At 73.1% G+C, this 19,438-nt stretch carries 19 protein-coding genes; 10 read left to right on the top strand and 9 right to left on the bottom strand.

Features of this window, described 5'->3' with window-relative positions; genetic code table 11:
* Positions 1-29: 29 nt before the first annotated feature.
* The 3 genes from CWOE_RS33255 to CWOE_RS02990 form a co-directional block, all read right to left on the bottom strand.
* Entirely contained in the window at positions 30-167 is a 138-nt protein-coding gene (locus CWOE_RS33255) for a hypothetical protein (protein ID WP_012932086.1), read from the bottom strand.
* Between the two features lie 70 nt (positions 168-237).
* Positions 238-1,878, bottom strand: coding sequence for a calcium-binding protein (locus CWOE_RS30110; protein ID WP_012932085.1), 1,641 nt, complete (start codon positions 1,876-1,878; stop codon positions 238-240).
* Positions 1,875-2,948, bottom strand: a complete 1,074-nt coding sequence (locus tag CWOE_RS02990) for a class I SAM-dependent methyltransferase (protein WP_012932084.1) — start codon at positions 2,946-2,948, stop codon at positions 1,875-1,877. Before CWOE_RS02990 ends, CWOE_RS30110 begins: the two co-directional genes overlap by 4 nt.
* 94 nt (positions 2,949-3,042) lie before the next feature.
* Here CWOE_RS02990 and CWOE_RS02985 point away from each other — a divergent pair, with 94 nt between their 5' ends.
* Positions 3,043-3,990: a LysR family transcriptional regulator gene (locus tag CWOE_RS02985; protein WP_012932083.1), complete on the top strand. Its 948-nt coding sequence runs from the start codon at positions 3,043-3,045 to the stop codon at positions 3,988-3,990.
* On the opposite strand, the gene CWOE_RS02980 is transcribed toward CWOE_RS02985, so the two are convergent.
* Positions 3,939-4,877, bottom strand: a complete 939-nt coding sequence (locus CWOE_RS02980) for an LLM class flavin-dependent oxidoreductase (RefSeq protein ID WP_012932082.1) — start codon at positions 4,875-4,877, stop codon at positions 3,939-3,941. The genes CWOE_RS02985 and CWOE_RS02980 overlap by 52 nt on opposite strands.
* A gap of 88 nt (positions 4,878-4,965) precedes the next feature.
* Here CWOE_RS02980 and CWOE_RS02975 point away from each other — a divergent pair, with 88 nt between their 5' ends.
* Together CWOE_RS02975 and CWOE_RS02970 are read left to right on the top strand one after the other, a co-directional pair.
* Positions 4,966-5,400 (top strand): hypothetical protein, encoded by a 435-nt coding sequence (locus tag CWOE_RS02975; protein WP_012932081.1) that lies wholly within the window; start codon positions 4,966-4,968, stop codon positions 5,398-5,400.
* The gene (locus tag CWOE_RS02970; RefSeq protein ID WP_012932080.1) at positions 5,397-5,714 is read left to right on the top strand and encodes a transcriptional regulator; all 318 of its coding nucleotides are present in this window, start codon (positions 5,397-5,399) and stop codon (positions 5,712-5,714) included. The genes CWOE_RS02975 and CWOE_RS02970 overlap by 4 nt, the downstream gene beginning before the upstream one ends.
* A 165-nt stretch (positions 5,715-5,879) precedes the next feature.
* Here the strand turns inward: CWOE_RS02970 and arsM are convergent, their stop codons facing one another.
* Positions 5,880-6,671 carry an arsenite methyltransferase gene (gene arsM, locus CWOE_RS02965; RefSeq protein ID WP_012932079.1) on the bottom strand — a complete coding sequence of 264 codons (792 nt, stop codon included), beginning with the start codon at positions 6,669-6,671 and terminating at the stop codon, positions 5,880-5,882.
* Positions 6,659-7,012 carry an ArsR/SmtB family transcription factor gene (locus tag CWOE_RS02960; protein WP_012932078.1) on the bottom strand — a complete coding sequence of 118 codons (354 nt, stop codon included), beginning with the start codon at positions 7,010-7,012 and terminating at the stop codon, positions 6,659-6,661. Before CWOE_RS02960 ends, arsM begins: the two co-directional genes overlap by 13 nt.
* 53 nt (positions 7,013-7,065) lie before the next feature.
* Here CWOE_RS02960 and arsB point away from each other — a divergent pair, with 53 nt between their 5' ends.
* Positions 7,066-8,199, top strand: a complete 1,134-nt coding sequence (arsB, locus tag CWOE_RS02955) for an ACR3 family arsenite efflux transporter (RefSeq protein ID WP_012932077.1) — start codon at positions 7,066-7,068, stop codon at positions 8,197-8,199.
* A complete protein-coding gene (locus CWOE_RS02950; RefSeq protein WP_012932076.1) occupies positions 8,196-8,588 on the top strand; it encodes an arsenate-mycothiol transferase ArsC in 393 nt (130 codons plus the stop codon). The genes arsB and CWOE_RS02950 overlap by 4 nt, the downstream gene beginning before the upstream one ends.
* A gap of 3 nt (positions 8,589-8,591) precedes the next feature.
* On the opposite strand, the gene CWOE_RS02945 is transcribed toward CWOE_RS02950, so the two are convergent.
* The gene (locus CWOE_RS02945) at positions 8,592-10,001 is read right to left on the bottom strand and encodes a DHA2 family efflux MFS transporter permease subunit (RefSeq protein ID WP_012932075.1); all 1,410 of its coding nucleotides are present in this window, start codon (positions 9,999-10,001) and stop codon (positions 8,592-8,594) included.
* A gap of 225 nt (positions 10,002-10,226) precedes the next feature.
* Between CWOE_RS02945 and CWOE_RS30105 the strand changes: the two genes are divergently transcribed.
* The 4 genes from CWOE_RS30105 (at position 10,227) to CWOE_RS30100 (ending at position 13,928) form a co-directional block, all read left to right on the top strand.
* Positions 10,227-10,730 carry a hypothetical protein gene (locus CWOE_RS30105; RefSeq protein ID WP_012932073.1) on the top strand — a complete coding sequence of 168 codons (504 nt, stop codon included), beginning with the start codon at positions 10,227-10,229 and terminating at the stop codon, positions 10,728-10,730.
* 22 nt (positions 10,731-10,752) lie between these two features.
* The gene (locus CWOE_RS02935) at positions 10,753-11,436 is read left to right on the top strand and encodes an ABC transporter ATP-binding protein (RefSeq protein ID WP_012932072.1); all 684 of its coding nucleotides are present in this window, start codon (positions 10,753-10,755) and stop codon (positions 11,434-11,436) included.
* A 70-nt stretch (positions 11,437-11,506) separates the two neighbouring features.
* A complete protein-coding gene (locus tag CWOE_RS02930; RefSeq protein WP_081425208.1) occupies positions 11,507-12,619 on the top strand; it encodes an ABC transporter permease in 1,113 nt (370 codons plus the stop codon).
* A 91-nt stretch (positions 12,620-12,710) separates the two neighbouring features.
* Positions 12,711-13,928 (top strand): peptidoglycan-binding protein, encoded by a 1,218-nt coding sequence (locus tag CWOE_RS30100; RefSeq protein ID WP_012932070.1) that lies wholly within the window; start codon positions 12,711-12,713, stop codon positions 13,926-13,928.
* Positions 13,929-13,945: 17 nt separating this feature from the next.
* On the opposite strand, the gene CWOE_RS02915 is transcribed toward CWOE_RS30100, so the two are convergent.
* A complete protein-coding gene (locus CWOE_RS02915) occupies positions 13,946-17,242 on the bottom strand; it encodes an HtaA domain-containing protein (RefSeq protein WP_012932069.1) in 3,297 nt (1,098 codons plus the stop codon).
* 186 nt (positions 17,243-17,428) lie between these two features.
* On the opposite strand from CWOE_RS02915, the gene CWOE_RS02910 reads away from it, so the two are divergent.
* The gene (locus tag CWOE_RS02910; protein ID WP_012932068.1) at positions 17,429-17,674 is read left to right on the top strand and encodes a DUF2180 family protein; all 246 of its coding nucleotides are present in this window, start codon (positions 17,429-17,431) and stop codon (positions 17,672-17,674) included.
* Here the strand turns inward: CWOE_RS02910 and CWOE_RS02905 are convergent.
* On the bottom strand, positions 17,635-19,437 hold the full coding sequence (locus CWOE_RS02905; protein ID WP_012932067.1) for an ABC transporter ATP-binding protein: 1,803 nt from the start codon (positions 19,435-19,437) through the stop codon (positions 17,635-17,637). The two genes, CWOE_RS02910 and CWOE_RS02905, sit on opposite strands and share 40 nt — an antisense overlap.
* Position 19,438 lies beyond the last annotated feature (1 nt).

Below are 19,438 nucleotides of genomic sequence, written 5' to 3'. Positions count from 1 at the left end.
AATCTGGGTGCAGCCGGTCCTGGAACCAGTCAGTCGAGATCGAACGCCGCGCGGATCGCGTCGGTCAGCGCTGGTTCTCGAGAGTCGAGCAAGAGGCCGATCCGGCGGACAAGCTCGCGGGTGAGGACCAGCTCATCCGGAAGCCGAACGGCGATCTGCTTGCTCATCCGGAAAACGGTACCAGCGCGGTACCAGACCGGTACCGCGCTGGTGGCTTGAGCGCTTCGAAGCGGGCCGTCAACGTGCGCCGGAGCGCACGCGGACGCGGACGGGGAGCGTCTTCTTGACGGTGCGCGCGCTCCCGGCCGGGTCCCGGACCTTCGCGGTGATCTGCAGCGAGAGAGTGCGTCCTCTCCCGAGCTGTCGGCGCAGTGCCTTCGGCAGTGTCAACTCGACGGTCGTGCGCGCGTTCGGGAGGACCGTGAACCGCCTGGCTACGACGCCGGTGCGCCGCTCACGCGGTGACGGCGAGCGCCTCCGCGTGGCCTGGCCCGACAGGATCCCGCTCACGCCGAACACGTTTGCGTTCGAGACCCGAATGGCGAGTGGACCGGTCGCCGGCATCCGGCGGTTGGCGAGCGCGAGCGTCACGAGCGTCCGGGCGCCGAACGTCGGCGGCACGGCGGGCTCGCCGGCACCGCCGGCAGCACCGCCGCCACCTCCGGGGGCGCCGCCACCTCCGGGGGCCGCTCCGCCGGGGACGCCGCCCCCTCCACCGGAGCCTCCGGGGTCGGGGGCGCGCGGGAAGATGACCGTCTCGCAGCCGGACAGCAGGTCGAGCCCGAGCTGGTCGGCCGTGACGGTGTCGTCGGCGCCCGGCCCGCACTCGGCCGTGTCGGCTTCGCCGTCGCGGGCTTGCAGCGTGTCCTCGCCGAAGCCCCCGAAGAGGTCGTCGGTCCCGCCGCGGCCGTCGATCTGGTCGTTCCCCTCCAGACCGAAGATCGTGTTCGGCCCGTCGTCGCCGTGCAGCACGTCGTCGAATCTGGTCCCGTCGAGGTTCTCGGCGCCCGTGCCCTCCAGTCCGACCGACACGCCGGACGCGAAGTTGGCGTACGAGAGCAGGTCCCGGCCGGCTCCACCGTCCACGGGATCGGTGACCGAGCCGGGCGAGACGATGTCGTTCCCGTCGCCGCCGGAGATGGTGCCGTTGGGACCTTCGCCTCCGTCGACCAGGTCGTCGCCCCCGAAGCCGGCGACGACGTCGGCGCCATCGTTTCCTTGAAGCTCGTCGGCGCGGTCGCCGCCGATCAGCGCGTCGTTCCCGTCGCTGCCGAACAGCGTGATCCCGCGGGTGAGAGGGCCGCCGGTGCCGCGCCCGCCCTGGGCGCTCAGAGAATCCGGACCGGCGCTGCCGTTCCCGATGAGCAGGGCCACGGTGCCGTTGTGGTCGATGTCGCGGTCCGGCTGGTCTTCGCTCTCGGTGGCGTTGGGGTTGATCCCGTTCGTACCCCACACGACGCGGCCAGGTGGCGCGCTGACGGCGACGACGAGCGCCGTGCGAGCCCCGTCGTTGAGGTTCACGACGACCTCGATCTCGTCGTCGCCCGGTTCACCGGTGAGCCCGGGGGCGTACTCGTTCGCGTCGAGGATGGCGACGACGTTGTCGGTCAGTCCCGGCGCGTTGTGCACGGTGATCGCATTCGTGTTCGTCGTCGTCGGGTTCTCGCCCGTGCACTCGGGCGAGGGGCTGCCGGGGACGCCCAGCTCGATCGCACCGTTGTCTTCCACCAGGGTGACGACGTCTCCGCTGGCGCCGATCGACACGTCCAGCACCCCGGAGCCGAAGGCGCACGACACGGCCGCATCGGCGCCGGCGGGCGCCGCGAGCAGGCCGGCCGCGGCCACGGCGACCGCGGTGACGCGTCTCGTCCGCGTCACGGGCGTGCCTCGTAGACGTGGTTGAACGGGGTCTCGGCGGTGCGGCGGAAGCGGGCGAAGCCAGCCTCGGTGACGACCTCGGCGATCCGGGCGGGGCCGGCCTGGGCGCCGAGCGCCAGGCCGACGTCCTGCGAGAGCGACGCGGGGGTGCACAGCAGCGTCGAGAACCCGTAGTAGGCGCGGCCGATCGGGTTGAGGTTGTCCTCGAGGCGGTCGCCGGCGGCGGGCTCGACGATCATCCACGTGCCGTCCGCCGCGAGCGTGCTCCGCACATGCCGCCCGGCGCCGACCGGGTCGCCCATGTCGTGCAGGCAGTCGAACATCGTCACCAGGTCGTAGCCGTCGCCGGTGTACGCGGCGGCGGGCGCCGCCTCGAAGCGCACACGATCCGCGACGCCGGCCTCGTCGGCGCGGCGGCGGGCGGTCTCGATCGACCCGGCGTGACAGTCGGAGCCCACGAACGTCGAGTTCGGGAACGCGCCTGCCATGAGGATCGTCGAGGCGCCGTGACCGCAGCCGACGTCGGCGACGCGCGCGCCGCGCTGCAGCCGGTCGACGACGCCGTCGAGGGCGGGCAGCCAAGCGTCGACGAGGTTGGCGTTGTAGCCAGGCCGGAAGAACCGTTCGCAGCCGTCGTGGACGTGCTCGTTGTGCTCGTGCCAGCCGACGCCGTCACCGCTGCGGACGGCGTCGGTGATCCGCGGCGAGTCGAGCACCGAGCCGAGCGCGATCTCGAAGAACCCCGGCAGGAAGGCCGGGCTGTCGGGATCCGTCAGCGCCACCGCCTGCTCGGGCGCCAGGCTGTACCGACCTTCCGGGTGATACTCGACATAGCCGCCCGCGGCCTGCGCGTTGAGCCACTCCCGCACATACCGCTCGCTCGTGCCGGTCCGCCGCGCGAGCTCGCCCGCGGTGAGCGCCCCCGCGCCCGCCAGCGCACGGTAGAGGCCGAGCCGGTCGCCCATCACGACCAGCGCCGCGTTGAGCGTGGCGCCGACCTCGTCCACGGCACGGAACACGAACTGCTCGAGCTTGCCGGCGTCGAGCGGCGCCTGGTCGATGATCGCCATCTGATCCCCTCCATCGGTCGAGACTGCCGGGCGACCGTCCCAAGCTTCAGCATCAGTTGCAATCGCGATCCACGAAGGACTATAAGTTCGACTGATGATCGACGTGCGTCGGCTCAGGGTGCTTCGGGAGGTCGCCGTCCACGGCTCCTTCTCGGCGGCAGCGCATGCGTTGACGCTCACGCAGTCGGCCGTGAGCCAGCATGTCGCCACGCTCGAGCGTGAGGTCGGGCAGCGCCTGGTCGAGCGCGGCACGCGCCCAGTCGAGCTGACCGAGGCCGGCTACGCCCTGACCCGGCACGCGACCGGGATCTTCGCGCGGCTCGACGACGCCGAGCAGGAGCTCGCGGAGATCGCCGGCCGGCGCCACGGACGCCTGCGCTTCGGGACGTTCCCGACCGCGCTCGCGACGCTCATGCCGCCCGCGTTCGAGCGCTTCGGACGCACCCATCCGGACGTGACGCTGACCGTCGTCGACGATCACCTGCAGCGACTCGTCCCGCGCCTGGAGACCGGGGAGCTCGACCTCGCACTGATCTACGACCACGAGGCCCTGCCCGAGATCAGCGCGCGCGACCTCGAGCGGATGCCGCTCGCCGACGACCCGTTCCAAGCCGTCCTGCCCGCGGGTCACCGCCTCGCCCGCCGGCGCCGCCCGCTCGAGCTCTCGGACCTCAGCGGCGAGCCATGGATCGGCGGATCGCCGAACAGCGCCTGGTACCGGATCACCGCCCACGCCTGCCGCCTGGCCGGCTTCACGCCGCACGCGAGCCTCGCCTCAGACGACTACATCGCGGTCCAGGCGCTCGTTGCCGCCGGCCTCGGCGTCTCACTGATCCCCGGGCTCGCCGTCGCGCACCCCCTGCCCGGGGTCGAGGTGCGAAAGCTCGCGTCAGGCGCGCCCGTCCGCCGGATCTCCGCCGCCCGCCCGCGCGACGGCTACCACGGCCCTCCGGTCGCGGCCATGCTCGAAAGCCTGCGCGCCGCGGCAGCTCAGGTGGCGCCGAGCATCGGCGCCACCTCGCTGGCGATCAGCTCGAGCTGACGCTGCTCGTCGCCCAGCGGCCACAGGTACACGCGCCCGCACCCCGCCTCCGCATACCGGGAGAGGAGTTCGGCGCAGTGCTCGACGGAGCCCACGCAGACCTGCCCGCGCAGCTCGTCCGGATCTCGCTTCAGCAGCGGAGACAAGACGTCGGCGAGCACGCGCTCGCCCGCCGCGCGATCGTCGGCGACCCACGTCCACATCGTCGCAAGCGCGTTCGGAAACCCGTCCGCGTCGCGCCCCCGGTCCTCGAGCGCACGCGCCAACCGGCCACGAGCAGCCGCGAAGCGCTCCGGTGTCGTGTTGTACGCGGACGCAAGCCAACCGTCGCCTGCTCGCGCCACTCGCGCCAGTCCCGCGTTCGAACCCCAGCTCGCGACCCACAGATTGCCGCCGCCCCGCCGATGTGGGCCCGGCGCAAGCTCGAGATCGGGCGGCACGGCATAGAAGCGCGCATCCTCCGGATCCGGTCCGCCTCCGAGCAGACCTCGCAGCACGGCAAGCGCCTCGTCGAATCGCTCCCAACGCTCCTCGAAGGCGACGCCCACGGCGTCGTAGTCACGCGACGACGAGCCCGGCCCGACGGCCGCGACGAGTCGCCCCTCCGAGAGGACGTCGATCGCCGCGAGCGCCTTCGCCAGCGGCACCGGACCGCGCAGCACTGGAAGCGACACCGTCGTAGCGAGGGCCATCCGGCCGGACCGCTCGATCATGCTCGCCAGCGCCGTCGGCCCGTCAAGCCACGCAGTCTGGTAGACGAAGTGATCGTTGGCGGCGACCGCGGCAAGGCCGCACTCGCGCGCGGTGTCGACCACCCTCGCGAGCCGCCCGAGAGAAACAGGCTCGCCTCCGAACGGCATCAGCGGCAGATGGACGCCGAGGTCCACACCGCCATGCTCTCACCTTTCAGCGCACAGCGGCGGCGGGGGCTACCTCTACTTGCCAAGGTGGAAAGTAGGGTCTACGCTTTCCACCATGGAAAGTTCACCGCCGCACGACGCGCGGGCCGCGGGGAGTGAGTCGTGGCCGGCACTCCTGGGCCTCGGCGGCGTGGCCGTGTTCTGCCTGGCGGCCGGCATGCAGTTGCTGCGGTTCCGGCAACGCAACGGCGTGTGGCTCGGCGGCTTCCTGCATCAAGCGACGCTCGGGTTCACGTGGGAGGCTTCGGTCGGGTACGGAGCGATGTTCACCGCAGCGGTGGTCGCGGCGAACGCGGGCAGCTGGTGGCTGGTCGGCATCTTTGCCGGGTGCGGAGGCATCGTGTGGTCGGCGTGCAGCGTGCGCTGGATGCGCCGCTACCGAGCAGGGAGCACCCCTGCCTCGGCAGCGGCCGGCGCTCGGGCCACCGTGGCACTGTCGATCGGGCTGGCAGTCCTCGCCGCGGCGCTGCTCATCGTCGGGCGACTGTGAGCGACCTCGATCCGCTCATCCACCCGCCGGCGCGGCTGCGCCTGATGACGATGCTGTCCGCGGTCAGCGAAGCGGAGTTCGCGACCCTTCGCGATCGCCTCGACGTCAGCGACTCGGTCCTCTCCAAGCACATCGCCACCCTCGTGGGCGCGGGGTACGTCAAGAGCCGCAAGGGCGTCCGTGTCGGCCGCCGCACCACCTGGGTGGCGCTCACCCCGCCCGGCTCGCGGGCCCTCGCGCGCCACGTCGCGGCGCTGCGCGAGCTGATCGCCGACGTCGACGCACCACGGCAGACGACGCCGGCCGACGGCTGAGCCAGCCGCCGGGCTCGAACAACGGGGCCGGTCGTGGCTCGAGCGTGACCCGCTCGCCGCGCGGGTGACGACCGCTACACCGGTCGCCGCGGGGGTCACCGGCCACGGCCGCGGAGTGCCACCGGGCGGCGATCCACCGCCGCTAGCGCAAGGTTTGGCGTTTCGTCACGCGGTGGCCCGCTTGGTGGCGCGGATGATCGCGGCGGCGGCGTGCTCGTGGACTCGGTGCGTCTCGCGGATCTCGACGTCGGTCAGCCCGGCGTCGGCGAGCGCCTGCTCGAACTCCGCGCGGGTGAGCGCGCCCGCGACGCAGCCGGTCCATTGCCGCATGTCGGCGCGAGTCGCGGCGTCCATGTCTTCGTCGGCGATCACGTCGGAGATCGAGAAGCGGCCGCCGCCGCGCAGCACGCGCGCGGCCTCGCGCAGCACCTTCGGCTTGTCGCCTGAGAGGTTCAGGACGCAGTTGGAGATGACGACGTCGACGCTGCCCCCGGCCAGCGGGATGTCCTCGATGTAGCCCTTGACGAACTCGACGTTCGCGACCCCTGCCTCGTCGGCGTTTCTGCGCGCGAGGGCGAGCATCTCGTCGGTCATGTCGAGCCCGATCGCATGCCCGTTCGGACCGACGCAGCGGGCGGAGATCAGCACGTCGGCGCCGGCACCCGAGCCGAGGTCGAGCACCGTCTCGCCCGCGTGCAGATCGGCGACGGCGGTCGGCACACCGCAGCCCAACGACGCCGCGACGGCGGCCTCGGGCGCGTCGGCGTCGGCACTGTCGTAGAGCGCGGCGCCGAAGACCTCGCGCCCCTGCGCGTCGGTCGTGGCGACCGGCACCGCGGACGCCGGACCGCAGCAGTCGCCGCCGACAGGCGCGTCGGTCGCGCTCGCCGTCGCCGCGGAGGCGTAGCGCTCGCGCACCGCCTCGCGGATCTTGTCGGTATCGCTCAGGTCAGCCATGCGGACAGCTCCTTCAGCGCCTCGGGGCGCACGTAGTAGTAGGCCCACAGCCCTTGTCGCTCGGAGTCGACGATCCCGGCCACGCGCAACTTCTTGAGGTGGTGCGAGAGGGTCGGCTGGCTGATGTCGAACAGGGGCACCAGCTCGCACACGCAGACCTTGCCGGCGTGCTTGCGCAGCACGTCGACGAGCTGGAGGCGGATCGGGTCGCCGAGCGCCTTGGCGACCTCCGCGAGCCGTACGGCCTGCTCGCGGTCGACGTCGGGATAGACGACCGGCTCGCAGCACGGCTCGCCGGCGGGGCGCTTGGTCTTGGGAGCGAGCTCCAGATCGACAGGCATCAATCTACATATATCGATTGAAGTGACAAACATCAATAGATAGGCTCCAGGGCGTGACCTCGACTGCGTCTGCCTCGGCGCGCGCCGAGGAGGCCGCCGTGATGGACCGCCTCTCGACGCTCGACCGCTACCTGCCCTTGTGGATCGCCGTCGCGATGGCCGCCGGCCTCTCGCTCGGCACGCTGGTCCCCGGCTTCGACGACGCGCTCGACGCGCTGCGCATCGGCACCGTCTCGCTGCCGATCGCGCTCGGGCTCATGCTGATGATGTACCCCGTGCTCGCGAAGGTCCGCTACGAGGAGCTGGGCAAGCTCGGCGGTGAGCGGAAGCTGATCGTCAGCTCGCTCGTCTTGAACTGGATCGTCGGGCCGCTGCTGATGTTCGCGGTCGCGTGGATCTTCCTCGCCGACCAGCCCGAGTACCGCACCGGCCTGATCGTCGTCGGCCTCGCCCGCTGCATCGCGATGGTCCTGATCTGGACCGATCTCGCCTGCGCCGACCGCGAGGCGACCGCCCTGCTCGTCGCGATCAACTCGCTCTTCCAGATCGTCGCCTACTCGCTGCTCGGCTGGTTCTACCTGACCGGCCTTCCCGACCTGCTGGGGCTCGACTCCCAGGGCTTCGAGGTGTCGATGTGGGAGGTCGCGCGCACGGTGCTGATCTTCCTCGGCATCCCCCTGCTCGCCGGCTACCTGACGCGCGTGGTCGGCCTGCGCCGACGCGGCGCGGAGTGGTACGAGCAGCGGTTCCTGCCGAAGATCGGCCCCGTCGCGCTCTACGGGCTGCTGTTCACGATCGTGATGCTGTTCGCTCTCCAGGGCGACGCGATCACGTCCGAGCCGCTCGACGTCGTCCGCATCGCCGTGCCGCTGCTCATCTACTTCGCCGTCATGTTCGCCGTCTCGTTCGCCGCCGGCATCTGGATGAAGCTCGGCTACCCGCGCACCTCCACGCTCGCGTTCACCGCCGCCTCCAACAACTTCGAGCTGGCGATCGCCGTCGCCGTCGGCGTCTGGGGCGCGACGTCCGGCCAGGCACTCGCCGGCGTCGTCGGCCCGCTGATCGAAGTGCCCGTCCTCGTCGCGCTCGTCTACGTCGCGCTCTGGCTGCGGCGGCGCTACTTCACCCACGACGACGCGACGCCGCGCGAGCGCCGCGCCCGCCTCGCCGAGGAGCCGTCCCGATGACCAACGTCCTCTTCGTCTGCCTCCAGAACGCCGGCCGCTCACAGATGAGCCACGCCCTCTTCGAGCAGGCCGCCGCCGGCCGCCATGCCGCCCGCTCGGCCGGCACCACGCCCGCCGCGCACGTCCACCCCGAAGTCGTCGCCGTCATGCGCGAGCTGGGCGTCGACCTCGCCGACCGCACCCCGACGGCGCTGACCGAGGACGACGCGCGCTGGGCCGACGTCGTCGTCACGATGGGCTGCGGTGACACGTGCCCCTACATCGCCGGCCGCCGCTACGTCGACTGGGAGCTGACGGACCCCCGCGACCAGGATCTCGACGCCGTCCGCGCGATCCGCGACGAGATCGCTCGCCGCATCGACAACCTGCTCGCCGAGCTCGACCGCTGAGCCTCAGCCCGCCGCTGGGCGCTCGGCGGCGGCCGTCGTGGCAGCCGGCGTCGAGCGCTGCCTGCCGAGCAGCGGCCACGCGACCGCGGCGGCGACGACTGCGACGATCGCGGCGACGAGCCCGACGGCGTGGAGCCCGTGCGTGATCCCGGCGGCGGTGCCCACGTCGGCGTGGTGGTCGAAGATCGCGCCGAGGCCGGCGATGCCGATCGCGATCCCGAGCTGACGGAACGTGTTGTTGATGCCCGAGGAGAGGCCGCTGCGCTCGACGGGCAGGACGGCGACCATCGCGGCGGCGAGCGCGGGGCTGATCATGCCGACCGCGACACCGCCGATCAGCAGGCCGGGCAGCAGCCGCGTCCACTCGTCCTCGGGCGCGATGCCGCGCATCGCGAACAGCGCGATCCCGAACAGCACGAGCCCGCCGACGAGCGGGACGCGCAGCGTCAACCGGCCGGTCAGCTTGCCCGAGATCGGCGCCACCGCGAGGATCAGCAGCGTCATCGGCAGCAGCCGCAGCCCAGCCTCGGTCGGCGTGTAGCCGAGCGCGTTCTGGAGGTAGATCGCGAGGAACAGCAGCAGCGGGTAGATCGCGACCGACTGCGCGAACGCGATCAGCGCCGTGCCGCTGAACGCGGGGATGCGGAACAGCGCGAGCGGCAGCATCGGCGCCTCGGCGCGCCGCTCGACGGCGACGAACGCGACGAAGAGCAGCCCGGCGCCGACCAGGGCCGCGACGATCGGCGCGCTGCCCCAGCCGTCTTCGTTGCCGCGGATCAGGCCGAGCACGGCGAGGAAGGTCGCGGCGCCGAACAGCACCATCCCGGCGACGTCGAGCCGGCCCGGGCGCGGCTCGCGCGACTCCGGCAGCGCCCGCAACGTCGCGATGACGAGGACGATGCCGAGCGGGACGTTGACGAGGAAGATCCAGCGCCAGCTCAGCCCGTCGACGACGAGCCCGCCCAGCAGCGGCCCGACCGCGAGCGCGGCCCCGGTGATCGCGCCCCACACCCCGAGCGCGAACCCGCGCTCGGCGCCCCGGAACTCGTGCGCGAGGATCGCCAGCGAGGCGGCGAACATCGCCGCCGCCCCGATCCCCTGCGCGCCGCGCGCGAGGTCGAGCACGAGCGCCGAGCCGGCCAGCCCGCACAACGCCGAGAAGATCGTGAAGACGGCGAGCCCGGCGGCGAAGACGACGCGGCGGCCGAGCCGGTCGGCGAGCGCGCCCGCACCCAGCAGCGTCGCGGCGAGCGCGACGGTGTAGGCGTCGATCACCCACTGCATCGACGCGAACGACGCCCCGAGATCCTGCTGGATCGCGGGCAGCGCGACGTAGACGATCGTCACGTCGAGCAGCAGCATCGCGGTCGCCGCCGAGACGACCGCCAGCGTGACCCAGCGCGCCGCGGTCATGCCGTCGTCGGACGGCGATCGGGTCTGCCGGCGGCGAGCGCGGCGCGGTGTCTGCCGGTGTCGTGCACGGACACGGGCAGTCTGCCCAGCCACAGCACCGGCGGCGCCGTACCGGCCGGGCCGATGTTGCGGAAGTGTCTGGAGATCCGCAGACGCTGAGCAAACGCGGGTCTCGTTGGAGTGGTCGTCGTGCAATCCCCCCGCCCCAGCAGAAAGAGACACACCATGCTCACGACCGTTCGACGCAGCCGGCAGAGATGCGCGGCCCTCGCCGCCGCGGCGCTGCTGGCCACCGGCCTGGCGGCCTGCGGCGGCGACGACACCGACACGTCGGCCTCGACGGCGGCCGCCGGCTCGTCCGGCGCCTCCGCCGCCGCTGGCGACGCGCAGTTCCAGTGGGAGCTGAGATTCACCAAGTGCCTGCGCGAGAACGGCGTCGAGGTCGCCGACCCCGATCCGGTCAAGGGCGCGCCCGACGTGGTGCACGACGCCACCTACGCTGCAGCGTCCAGAACCTGCGTGGCGAAGATCGGCGATCCGCCGACCGTCACCGCCAACAAGGGCAAGCAGAAGCAGTACCTGCCGGCGCAGCTGAAGGCCGCGAGATGCCTGCGCGCCAACGGCATCGACATCCCCGACCCGACGGAGGACAGACCGTTCTTCATACCGGCCGAAGTCGAGGTCAGCCAGGAAGTGCTCGACAAGTGCCTCCCAGCGGAGACGCCGTGACGCAGGCATCGCCCCGCCTCCGATGAAGGCGATGATCCGCCTCGAGGACGTCGGCCGGCAATACGGCGATCCCCCGGTCCACGCGCTCGCCGGCGTGTCGCTGACGATCGCCGACGGCGAGTTCGTCGCGATCGTCGGACCGAGCGGGTCGGGCAAGTCGACGATGCTCAACGTCGTCGGCACCCTCGACCGGCCGACCTCCGGCCGCGCGCTGATCGGCGGTGTCGACGTGCAGACCCTGTCGGACACCGAGCTGTCGGCGCTGCGCGCGCACCGGATCGGCTTCGTCTTCCAGCAGTTCCACCTCAGCGAGGGCGTCAGCGCGCTGGCCAACGTCGCCGACGGGCTGCTCTACACCGGCCGGCCGCCCCGGGAGCGCGCGGGCCGCGCGCGCGACGCGCTGGAGCGAGTGGGGCTGGCGCACCGCCTGTCCCACCGGCCCAACCAGCTCTCCGGCGGCGAGCGCCAACGCGTGGCGATCGCGCGAGCCGTCGTCGGAGCACCGCCGCTGCTGCTCGCCGACGAGCCGACCGGCAACCTCGACTCGCGCGCCGGCGAGAGCATCGTCGAACTGCTGTACGCGCTCAACCAGTCCGGCACGACGATCGTCGTCATCACCCACGACCCCGAGCTCGCCGAGCGGCTGCCGCGCCAGATCACGATCAAGGACGGACGGCTTGTCTCCGACTCCGGCACACCGAGATGAGTGGCAGCGGTCCCGGCTGCGCGGCGGCGACGTCCTGCGGCTGGGCACCGCGGGCCTGCGCGCACGACCGATGCGGGCCGTTCTGTCCGCGCTCGGCATCGCGATCGGGATCGCGGCGATGATCGCCGTCGTCGGCATCTCGGCGTCGAGCCGCGAGCGGCTGAATGCGCAGCTCTCCGCGCTGGGCACCAACCTGCTGACGATGCAGCCCGGCGAGCAGTTCGGCGGCGAGACGATCCCGCTCCCCCCAGACGCCGTCGCCCGGATCCTGCGCATCCCAGGCGTCCAGAACGCGGCCGCCACCGGCCAGCTCGCCGAGACGCACATCTACCGCAACCGGACGATCGACCCCGGGCTGACCGGTGGCATCGCGGTCCTGGCGACCGACCTGCGGCTGCTCGAGGTCGTCGGCGGCCGTATCGAGCGGGGCCGCTGGCTCAACCCGGCGACCGCCCGCTACCCGACGGTCGTGCTCGGCCGCGACGCGGCCCGGCGCCTGGGGGTGGGCCGCAGCGGTGGCCTGGTCTGGCTCGGTGGCCTCAACGTCTCGGTCGCCGGCATCCTCGCGCCGGTGGCGCTCGCTCCGGAGCTCGACGGGGCCGCCCTGGTCGGGATCCCGGCCGCCCGCCGGGCGTTCGGGTTCGACGGGCGACCGACGACCGTCTACGAGCGCTCGACCGACGCCACCGTCCCCACCGTCCGCGAGCTGCTGGGGCCGACGGTCCAACCGCAGACTCCGAACGGCGTGGAGGTCTCGCGCCCGTCCGACGTGCTCGCCGCCAAGAACGCCGCCGACGACGCCTTCACCGGCCTGCTGCTGGCGCTGGGGTCGATCGCGCTGCTCGTCGGCGGGATCGGCGTGGCCAACACGATGGTGATCTCGGTGCTGGAGCGCCGGCGGGAGATCGGCCTGCGGCGCGCGCTCGGCGCGACCCGTCGCCACATCCGCCTGCAGTTCCTCGCCGAGGCGCTGCTGCTCTCGACGCTCGGCGGCATCGCCGGCGCGGCCCTCGGCGCCGCGGTCAGTGCCGCGATCGCCGCCGCGAACGGCTGGGTCCCGGTGATTCCGCTGCCCGTTCTGGCGGCCGGCGTAGCGGCGACGACGCTGATCGGCGGCATCGCCGGCCTCTACCCCGCGATCCGCGCCGCCCGGACGCCGCCGACGGTGGCGCTCAGCAGCTGACCGCGAACCCACCGGGGCCCCACCGGTGTTGCGTCCGTGTGTGGCCGTTGCCAAACGGCCACGCAACAGCGCGTCTGGTCGAGTGACCCCAATGCTCAGATCTCTGCAACCCCGGCGGACGAAGCGGACCGTCGCGCTCGCCGCCTCGGCACTGGCCGCCGCCGGTGCCGCGGCGGCGATCCTGACCGTTCCGCGAGACGACGATCCGGCGCCCGCGATCGTCCGCGAGCACACGACGTCGCCCGTCGTCCGCGGCACGCTCGGGACGACGACGATCGTCCCGGGGAAGCTTCAGTTCACCCAGATGCGGACGCTGCCCGCCGGCCTCTCCGGCGTCGTCACAGGCCTGCCTGCCGCCGGCGCGCAGATCGACTTCGGCGAGGCGCTCTACCTCGTCAACATGCAGCCCGCGCTGCTGCTCCCGGGAACCGTCCCGATGTGGCGTCCGTTCGAGCGGGGCATGCCGGACGGCCCGGACGTGCAACAGCTCGAGGCCGGCCTGCAGGCGATGGGCTATTTCGCCGGCACCGTCGACAGGTCGTTCACGGAGCTGACGGCGACCGCGATCGAGCGGATGCAGCGCGCGCTCGGTGTGAGCTGCGTCGCACCGCCGAGAACCGCGAGAAGAGCGCCGTCGGCGGCAGACTCGCCGCCGTCTGCGACACCTGACACGTCAGCGGCGAGCCCGCCGCCACCTGCGACCGCCGACGCGTCGCCTGCGACGCTCGGCCCGACCTGCGGCGTGCTGCAGCTCGGGACGATCGTCTTCGGCGCCGGCGCAGTGCGCGTGGCGGAACGCCGGACCACGGTCGGAGCGACGATCGAGCAGGGCAGCCCGGTGCTCGCCCTCTCCTCGGACGTGAAGGTCGTGCGCGCCGACGTCAGACTCGACGACCAGCGACTCGCCGCCAGGGGCGCGGCCGCCGTGATCGTGCTCCCCGCCGGCACCCGCGTGAGAGGTCGCGTCGCCCGCGTGGGCGCTGCGACCGAGCGTCGGCAGCCGAGCTCCAGCACCAGCACGATCGTGATCCCGACGACGATCGCCGTCGAGAACCAACGGCGGCTCGGCCGCCTCGAGCACGCGCCGGTGACCGTTCACCTCCCCGGCGTGCAGCGTCGCGGCGTCCTCTCCGTCCCGGTCGAGGCGCTCGTCGCGCTCGACGACACGCACTTCGCCGTCGAGGTCCCCGCCGCAGGCAGCGCGACGGAGCGCGTGCCGGTGAGAACCGGTCTGTTCGCGGCAGGACGCGTCGAGATCTCCGGGCGCGGCATCCGCGCGGGAGTCCAGGTCGTGGTGCCCGAGGGGTAGCGCGCAGCCGATGCGAGTCAGCGCCCGCTGGCCGGTGCCCCCCTCACCATCACCATGACGACCTTCACGGTCGCGCCGGAGCCGGGGGCGGTCACCTTCACGCGCACCCTCACCGCCGCACGGCGGCCGGCGAGGCGCGCGGCCGTCGTGCGCGTGAGCCGCACGCGCACCGTCGCGGCGCGGCCGCCGGCGATCCGCCGCGGGGCGACGACGGCAGCGAAGTGGCGTCTGCCGGCGACGCGCAGCGCGACGCGCTTGGGCACGACGACGGCGCAGGCGCGGCCGGCCGGGCACCGCAGCCGCGCGATCGTCACGACCCGCTGCGCACGCTTCAGCGCGACCGCGTTCTTCCCCGCTACCACCGTCGCGCGCGCCGGCGCTCTCGGCGGCGGCTGCGGCGATGGCCGCGGTGCCGGTTGCGGCTCCGGCCGAGGCTGCGGCCGCGGCTCGGGCTCCGGCGTGCCGTAGTCGGCCGCGACAGCTATCGGGTCGAACAGCTCCCCAGCCGGATAGCTGCCGAAGACGGCGGCGCCCTCAGCCGTCAGGGTCGTCTCCAGCCCACTCCAGTCGAGCCCGCTCTGGCGTGCGACCGGGCCGTCCGGCAACGTGATCGAGACGAGCGGCACGTTCCTGCGCGCGACCGCTGCCGGCGCCTCCATCGTCGCGCCGACGACATCGGCGTAGAGGGTGCCGCGCGTGCCTTCGGCGACCAGCCGCAGGTTCGAGAAGGTCGTGTCGAGCTGCGGTCTGGTGCTGCCGGGCACGTGGTAGTCGTGGCCCCAGAAGCGGACGCTGCCGCGCAGTCTCAGCTCCAGCCCGCCGTTCGCCGGGTCGTAGGAGCCGCCGCGAACGCCGAAGCGGATGATCTCCGAGCCGGCGCCGCGGCCGTTGCAGAGGTTGCCTGTCGCGAGCGTGCCGGGCACCTGCGCCGCGCCGTCGCGGGGCACGATCCCGCCGCGGCCGACGTTGCCGACGACATAGCAACGCCAGCGGTTGGCGAAGCCCCAGTCGACGTGGCCGCCGCCGAACGTCCGCGGCGTCGTCACCGGCGCGGTGACGTTCAGCGTGACGGCGCGCGTGAAGACCGTGCTCCACGCCTCCGAGCCGGGCGTGATGCGGTTGCGCAAGCGGGCGCGGAACTGCGTCCCGTCCATCGTGGCCGTCGCGCTCGGCACGCGCAGGAAGCCGCCGTCGACGTCGAAGTCGCCCGACTCCGCGTCGACGTCGGCCCAGAAGGGGCCGGTCTTCATCTGCCACTGGATCTGCGGTGCCGGGTTGCCGACCGGCATCACCTTGATCTCGGCCGCCTGGCCGGCGCTGACGGCGACGTCGGAGGGCTGCACGGCGATCGTGGCGGCGGTGTTGACGGTCAGCGTCGCCGCGCGACTGCCGACCTCGCCGTTCGCGTTCGTGAAGACCGCGCGGACTTGGCGGCCGTTGTCGTCGGCGGCCGCGTCGAGCGTCACACTCGCGCCGGTCGCGCCTGCGATGTCGGTGAAGCGACCGCTGCCGCCGGCACGCGTCTGCCAGCGGATCGCCGGCGTCGCCTCCGTGCCGCTCCAAGCTCGCGCGCTGCCGGCGGCGGTGAACGTCGCCGACCCGCCCGCGACGCCGGCCGCGAGCGAGACGACGGCATCCTGCGGCTGGGTCGTCACGCGCGGCGTGTAGCCGCGGCGCTCGAACTTCGTCTGCGTGCCGCTGCCGTTGACGTACAGCGAGCCGTCGGGGCCGGCGGCGATCCCGATCGGGCTGATCACGCCGGCGCCGATCTGCTCGTCGAGTCTGAGCGTTCCGGCGATGCGGCCGTCCTCGACGAAGCCGAGCGTGCTGAGCGCGAAGTCGGCGACGATCGAGGTGCCGAGAACGGCGTCGGAGGTGGTGGCGAGCACCTGGCCGAGGCCGTGCTCGAGCGGCGGGGCGGGCGGCTGCAGGGCGCCGTACCGGTCGCGACGGGTCTGGTAGACCTGGCCGCGGTAGTTGGTCAGATCGAAGCCGCCGCCGGGCGCGGCCGTCACCCCGCTCGGCTTGTCGAACTCCGGCTGCTGGGCGCCGGGGTCGCTGTAGTCGCCGGGCAGGAAGCTGGCCGTCGCGGTCGTGCCCGACAGCTGCAGCAGGATCGGTCGGTTGCCGGCCGAGGTGACGACCAGCTCGTTGGTGGAGTCGGCGGCGATCGCCGCGCGCGAGTCGGTGGTGAACGGCACGCCGGCGAGCGTGTACGGTCTCTGCGTCCAGACGCCGCCGACTCTCCGCCAGGTGACGAGCTCGCCGCTGCGGACGGCGATCAGGCGCGAGCGGGGCACGTCGAAGTGGATCGCGTCGGCCCAGAAGTCCCCGGGCAGTCTCTCCTGTCTGTAGCTCTGGGTGGATCCGTCCCAGGTGAACGCGTAGATCGTGCCGCCGCCCGCGTCGAAGACCGTCCCGGTCCGCGGGGCCGAGGTCGACCCCGGGTAGTTCTCGAACATGCTCGACGGGTTGGAACCGAGCGGTGTCCCGACCGGCTCCAGCGTGTCGGGGTCGAGCGCGACGAGGCCGGCGGAGCCGCCGACTGGCGTGTGGACAAGCTCGTTGAGCGTGTCCTCGTGGAAGCCGTAGGCGTTGCGGGTCGGGTCCGGCGTGACTCTGGTGACCGCGCTCCAGGCGATCGCGTCCTCGACGGCGAAGTCGTCGCCGGTCGCTCTCGGCACGCCGCCGGGACCGGTGTAGGTCGTCGTGACCGGGTCCATTCTGGTGCCGGTCGGGTAGTTGCCGCTGAAGGCCGTGCGGCCGTCGGCGGTCAGCGTCGTGGTGAGGCCGTTCCACGTCGTCTTGCCGGCGGCGACGGTCAGCGCGTCGCCTCTGACGGCGACGTCGACCATCGCGATCTCGCCGTAGTCCTCCAGCTCCCCGGTCGATTCGCTCTTGCTGACGACCTTGGCGACGATGCGGCCGTCGTCGCCGTCGATGTAGAGGCGCGGATCGCTCAACGTCAGGTCGAGCGCGCCCGCGTGGGCGATCCAGCGGACGCTGCCGCCGAACCGCAGCTCGGCTCTGTGCGTGTCGGGATCGTAGGTGCCCGATCTGAACGGCCAGCGGTAGCCGTCGACGCCGCCGACGTGCTCGACGCCGCCCGACCACGTGCCGATGCCGGCGTAGGTGCGCCACGACTGCTTGAGGCCCCACAGGAGCCCGTCGCCGTCGGTGATCTGGATCGGCTCGGCGGCGGCCGCGCGGGTCGGCGCCGCCGTGGCGAAGGCGAGCGCGAGGGTGAGCGCGAAGAAGCACGCGGCCAGCGCGCTGCGCGCCGTTCGCGGCCTGGGGGTCCTGCGGGAGAGCATCCGTACCTCAGCTGTAAGGGTTCCCTTATTAGGGTAACCTAATACGAGAGGCCGAGCCGTCTGGCACGAGCCGCTGCGACGACCGGCAAGCAGCGACGCCGACGCGCCGGCTTCGCGCGCCGGCGCGCGGCGACGCGACGAGGATCGCCGAGCGGGTCGCGCCAGCGGCTACCGTGCACGCCTCGAATGGATTGCCTGTACTGCAGCTACATAGACATCGAAGCGACGGCGGTCGGTCTCTGCCGCTGCGGCGCCGGCCTCTGCCGCCAGCACCTCACCGAGCGGGGCGCCTCGCGCAGACAGACGACGACGATAGGCGTCGTCAGCCGCACCGTCAGGTTCGGCTTGGACGAGCGGCGGCTGCTGTGCCCGGCGTGCGCCGCCGCCACCGCTCACCACGACGGCGTGTCGGCGAGCAGCTCGCGCGTGTAGTCCGCCTGCGGCCGGTCGAGCACGTCATCGGTCGCGCCGGCCTCGACGATCGCGCCGCCGTCGAGCACGACGACGCGGTCGGCGATCGTGCGCACGAGCGCGAGGTCGTGGGTGACGAAGATCAGCCCCAGGCCGCGCTCGCGCCGCAGCCGGCCGAGCAGGTCGACGATCGTCGCCTGGACGGAGACGTCGAGCGCCGAGGTGATCTCGTCGCAGATCAGCAGCCGCGGGTCGCACGCCAGCGCCCGCGCGATCGCGACCCGCTGGCGCTCGCCGCCGGAGAGCTGGTCGGGGTAGCGCGTCAGCACCCGCTCCGGCAGGCCGACCGCCTCCAGCGCCTCGGCCACCCGTGGCCGGGCCGCCTTCGCGCTGCCGCCGAAGAAGTGCCGCACCGGCTTGGTGAGGATCTCCGCGACCGATTTGCGCGGGTTGAGCGAGGCGTAGGGGTTCTGGAAGACGTACTGGAGCGCCTGCCGGTCGGCGGCAGTGCGGCGCCGCGCGACGCCGTCGAGCACGCGCCCGTCGAGCGCGATCTCGCCCGCGTCGGCCACGCGCAGGCCGGCGATCGTGCGCACGAGCGTCGTCTTGCCGCTGCCCGACTCGCCGACGATCGCGACGCACGAGCGCGGCTCGACCGCGAGCGAGACGCCGCGCAGCACCGTCACCGCGCCGTAGGAGCAGTGCACGTCGCGGACGGACAGGAGCGGCCGCGCCGCGGTCGCCGTCGCAGGCGCAGCCGGCGCGGCCTCGGCGGTGCTCCCCGCCGCGTCCGCGACCTCCCCCCGCCGGGGCGGCTCCAGCTCACCCGCGCGGTGGCAGGCCACCTCGCGCCCAGGCGCCCGCGCGTGCCCGGTCAGCGCCGGCGCCTCCGCACGACAGCGCTCGATCGCCAGCGGGCAGCGCGGCGCGAACGAGCAGCCGCCCGGCCGCGCGCCCGGCGCGGGCGCGTGGCCGGGGATCGGCGTCATCCTCCGCCGCTCGCGCAAGTCGGGGCTGGCCGCCAGCAGCAGCGTCGTGTACGGGTGCGCCGGCTCGCGCAGGACCGCGTCGCGCGCGCCGGCCTCGACGATCCGCCCGGCGTACATCACGAGCACCCTGTCGGCGAGGTTGGCGACGACGGCGAGGTCGTGGGTGACGTACAGCGCCGCGACGTCGTAGGCGGCGCACAGCTCGCGCACGGTCGCGAGCACGTGCGCCTGGGTCGTCACGTCGAGCCCCGTCGTCGGCTCGTCGAGCACGATCGCGCGCGGCCGCAGCAGGAACGCCATCGCGAGGCAGACACGCTGCTGCTGCCCGCCGGAGAGCTGGTGCGGGTAGCGGCGCAGGAACGCGGGATCGTCGGGCAGGCGCACGTCGCGCAGCGCCGCCGCGATCCGCTCGCCCGCCTGCGCGCGCGGCGCCTCCGGCGCGTGCACGTCGAGCAGCTCGCGCAGCTGGATGCCGAGCCGCAGCGCCGGGTTGAGCGCGGTCGACGGGTCCTGCGGCACGTACGCGACGACGCTCCCGCGCACCCCGGCGAGGGCGGCCTCGCCGAGCCCGAGCAGCTCCTGGCCGTCGATCGCGATCCGCCCGCCGGCGACGGTCGCGCCGCGCCGCGCGTGGCCGAGCAGCGCGGTGCCGACGGTCGTCTTGCCGGAACCGGACTCGCCGACGAGGCCGACGATCTCGCCCGCGCGGATCGTGAAGCTGACGGCGTCGACGACGTCGGCGCCGCTCCCGGACAGGTCGACGCGCAGCTCGCCGACGGACACGGCAACGGTCATC

The sequence above is a fragment of the Conexibacter woesei DSM 14684 genome, from assembly GCF_000025265.1.
Taxonomy (GTDB): domain Bacteria; phylum Actinomycetota; class Thermoleophilia; order Solirubrobacterales; family Solirubrobacteraceae; genus Conexibacter; species Conexibacter woesei.
The sequence above is the reverse complement of the archived record's forward strand: the minus strand, read 5'-3'. Positions and strand labels throughout refer to the sequence as shown.

What these genes read in the sequence shown, in the direction of transcription:
- CWOE_RS33255 (WP_012932086.1), bottom strand. Translation starts at nt 167, where the DNA reads ATGAGCAAGCAGATCGCCGTTCGGCTTCCGGATGAGCTGGTCCTCACC.
- CWOE_RS02990 (WP_012932084.1), bottom strand. Translation starts at nt 2,948, where the DNA reads ATGGCGATCATCGACCAGGCGCCGCTCGACGCCGGCAAGCTCGAGCAG.
- CWOE_RS02985 (WP_012932083.1), top strand. Translation starts at nt 3,043, where the DNA reads ATGATCGACGTGCGTCGGCTCAGGGTGCTTCGGGAGGTCGCCGTCCAC.
- CWOE_RS02975 (WP_012932081.1), top strand. Translation starts at nt 4,966, where the DNA reads ATGGAAAGTTCACCGCCGCACGACGCGCGGGCCGCGGGGAGTGAGTCG.
- arsM (WP_012932079.1), bottom strand. Translation starts at nt 6,671, where the DNA reads ATGGCTGACCTGAGCGATACCGACAAGATCCGCGAGGCGGTGCGCGAG.
- CWOE_RS02960 (WP_012932078.1), bottom strand. Translation starts at nt 7,012, where the DNA reads ATGCCTGTCGATCTGGAGCTCGCTCCCAAGACCAAGCGCCCCGCCGGC.
- CWOE_RS02950 (WP_012932076.1), top strand. Translation starts at nt 8,196, where the DNA reads ATGACCAACGTCCTCTTCGTCTGCCTCCAGAACGCCGGCCGCTCACAG.
- CWOE_RS02945 (WP_012932075.1), bottom strand. Translation starts at nt 10,001, where the DNA reads ATGACCGCGGCGCGCTGGGTCACGCTGGCGGTCGTCTCGGCGGCGACC.
- CWOE_RS30105 (WP_012932073.1), top strand. Translation starts at nt 10,227, where the DNA reads ATGCTCACGACCGTTCGACGCAGCCGGCAGAGATGCGCGGCCCTCGCC.
- CWOE_RS02935 (WP_012932072.1), top strand. Translation starts at nt 10,753, where the DNA reads ATGAAGGCGATGATCCGCCTCGAGGACGTCGGCCGGCAATACGGCGAT.
- CWOE_RS02930 (WP_081425208.1), top strand. Translation starts at nt 11,507, where the DNA reads ATGCGGGCCGTTCTGTCCGCGCTCGGCATCGCGATCGGGATCGCGGCG.
- CWOE_RS30100 (WP_012932070.1), top strand. Translation starts at nt 12,711, where the DNA reads ATGCTCAGATCTCTGCAACCCCGGCGGACGAAGCGGACCGTCGCGCTC.
- CWOE_RS02915 (WP_012932069.1), bottom strand. Translation starts at nt 17,242, where the DNA reads ATGCTCTCCCGCAGGACCCCCAGGCCGCGAACGGCGCGCAGCGCGCTG.
- CWOE_RS02910 (WP_012932068.1), top strand. Translation starts at nt 17,429, where the DNA reads ATGGATTGCCTGTACTGCAGCTACATAGACATCGAAGCGACGGCGGTC.
- CWOE_RS02905 (WP_012932067.1), bottom strand. Translation starts at nt 19,437, where the DNA reads ATGACCGTTGCCGTGTCCGTCGGCGAGCTGCGCGTCGACCTGTCCGGG.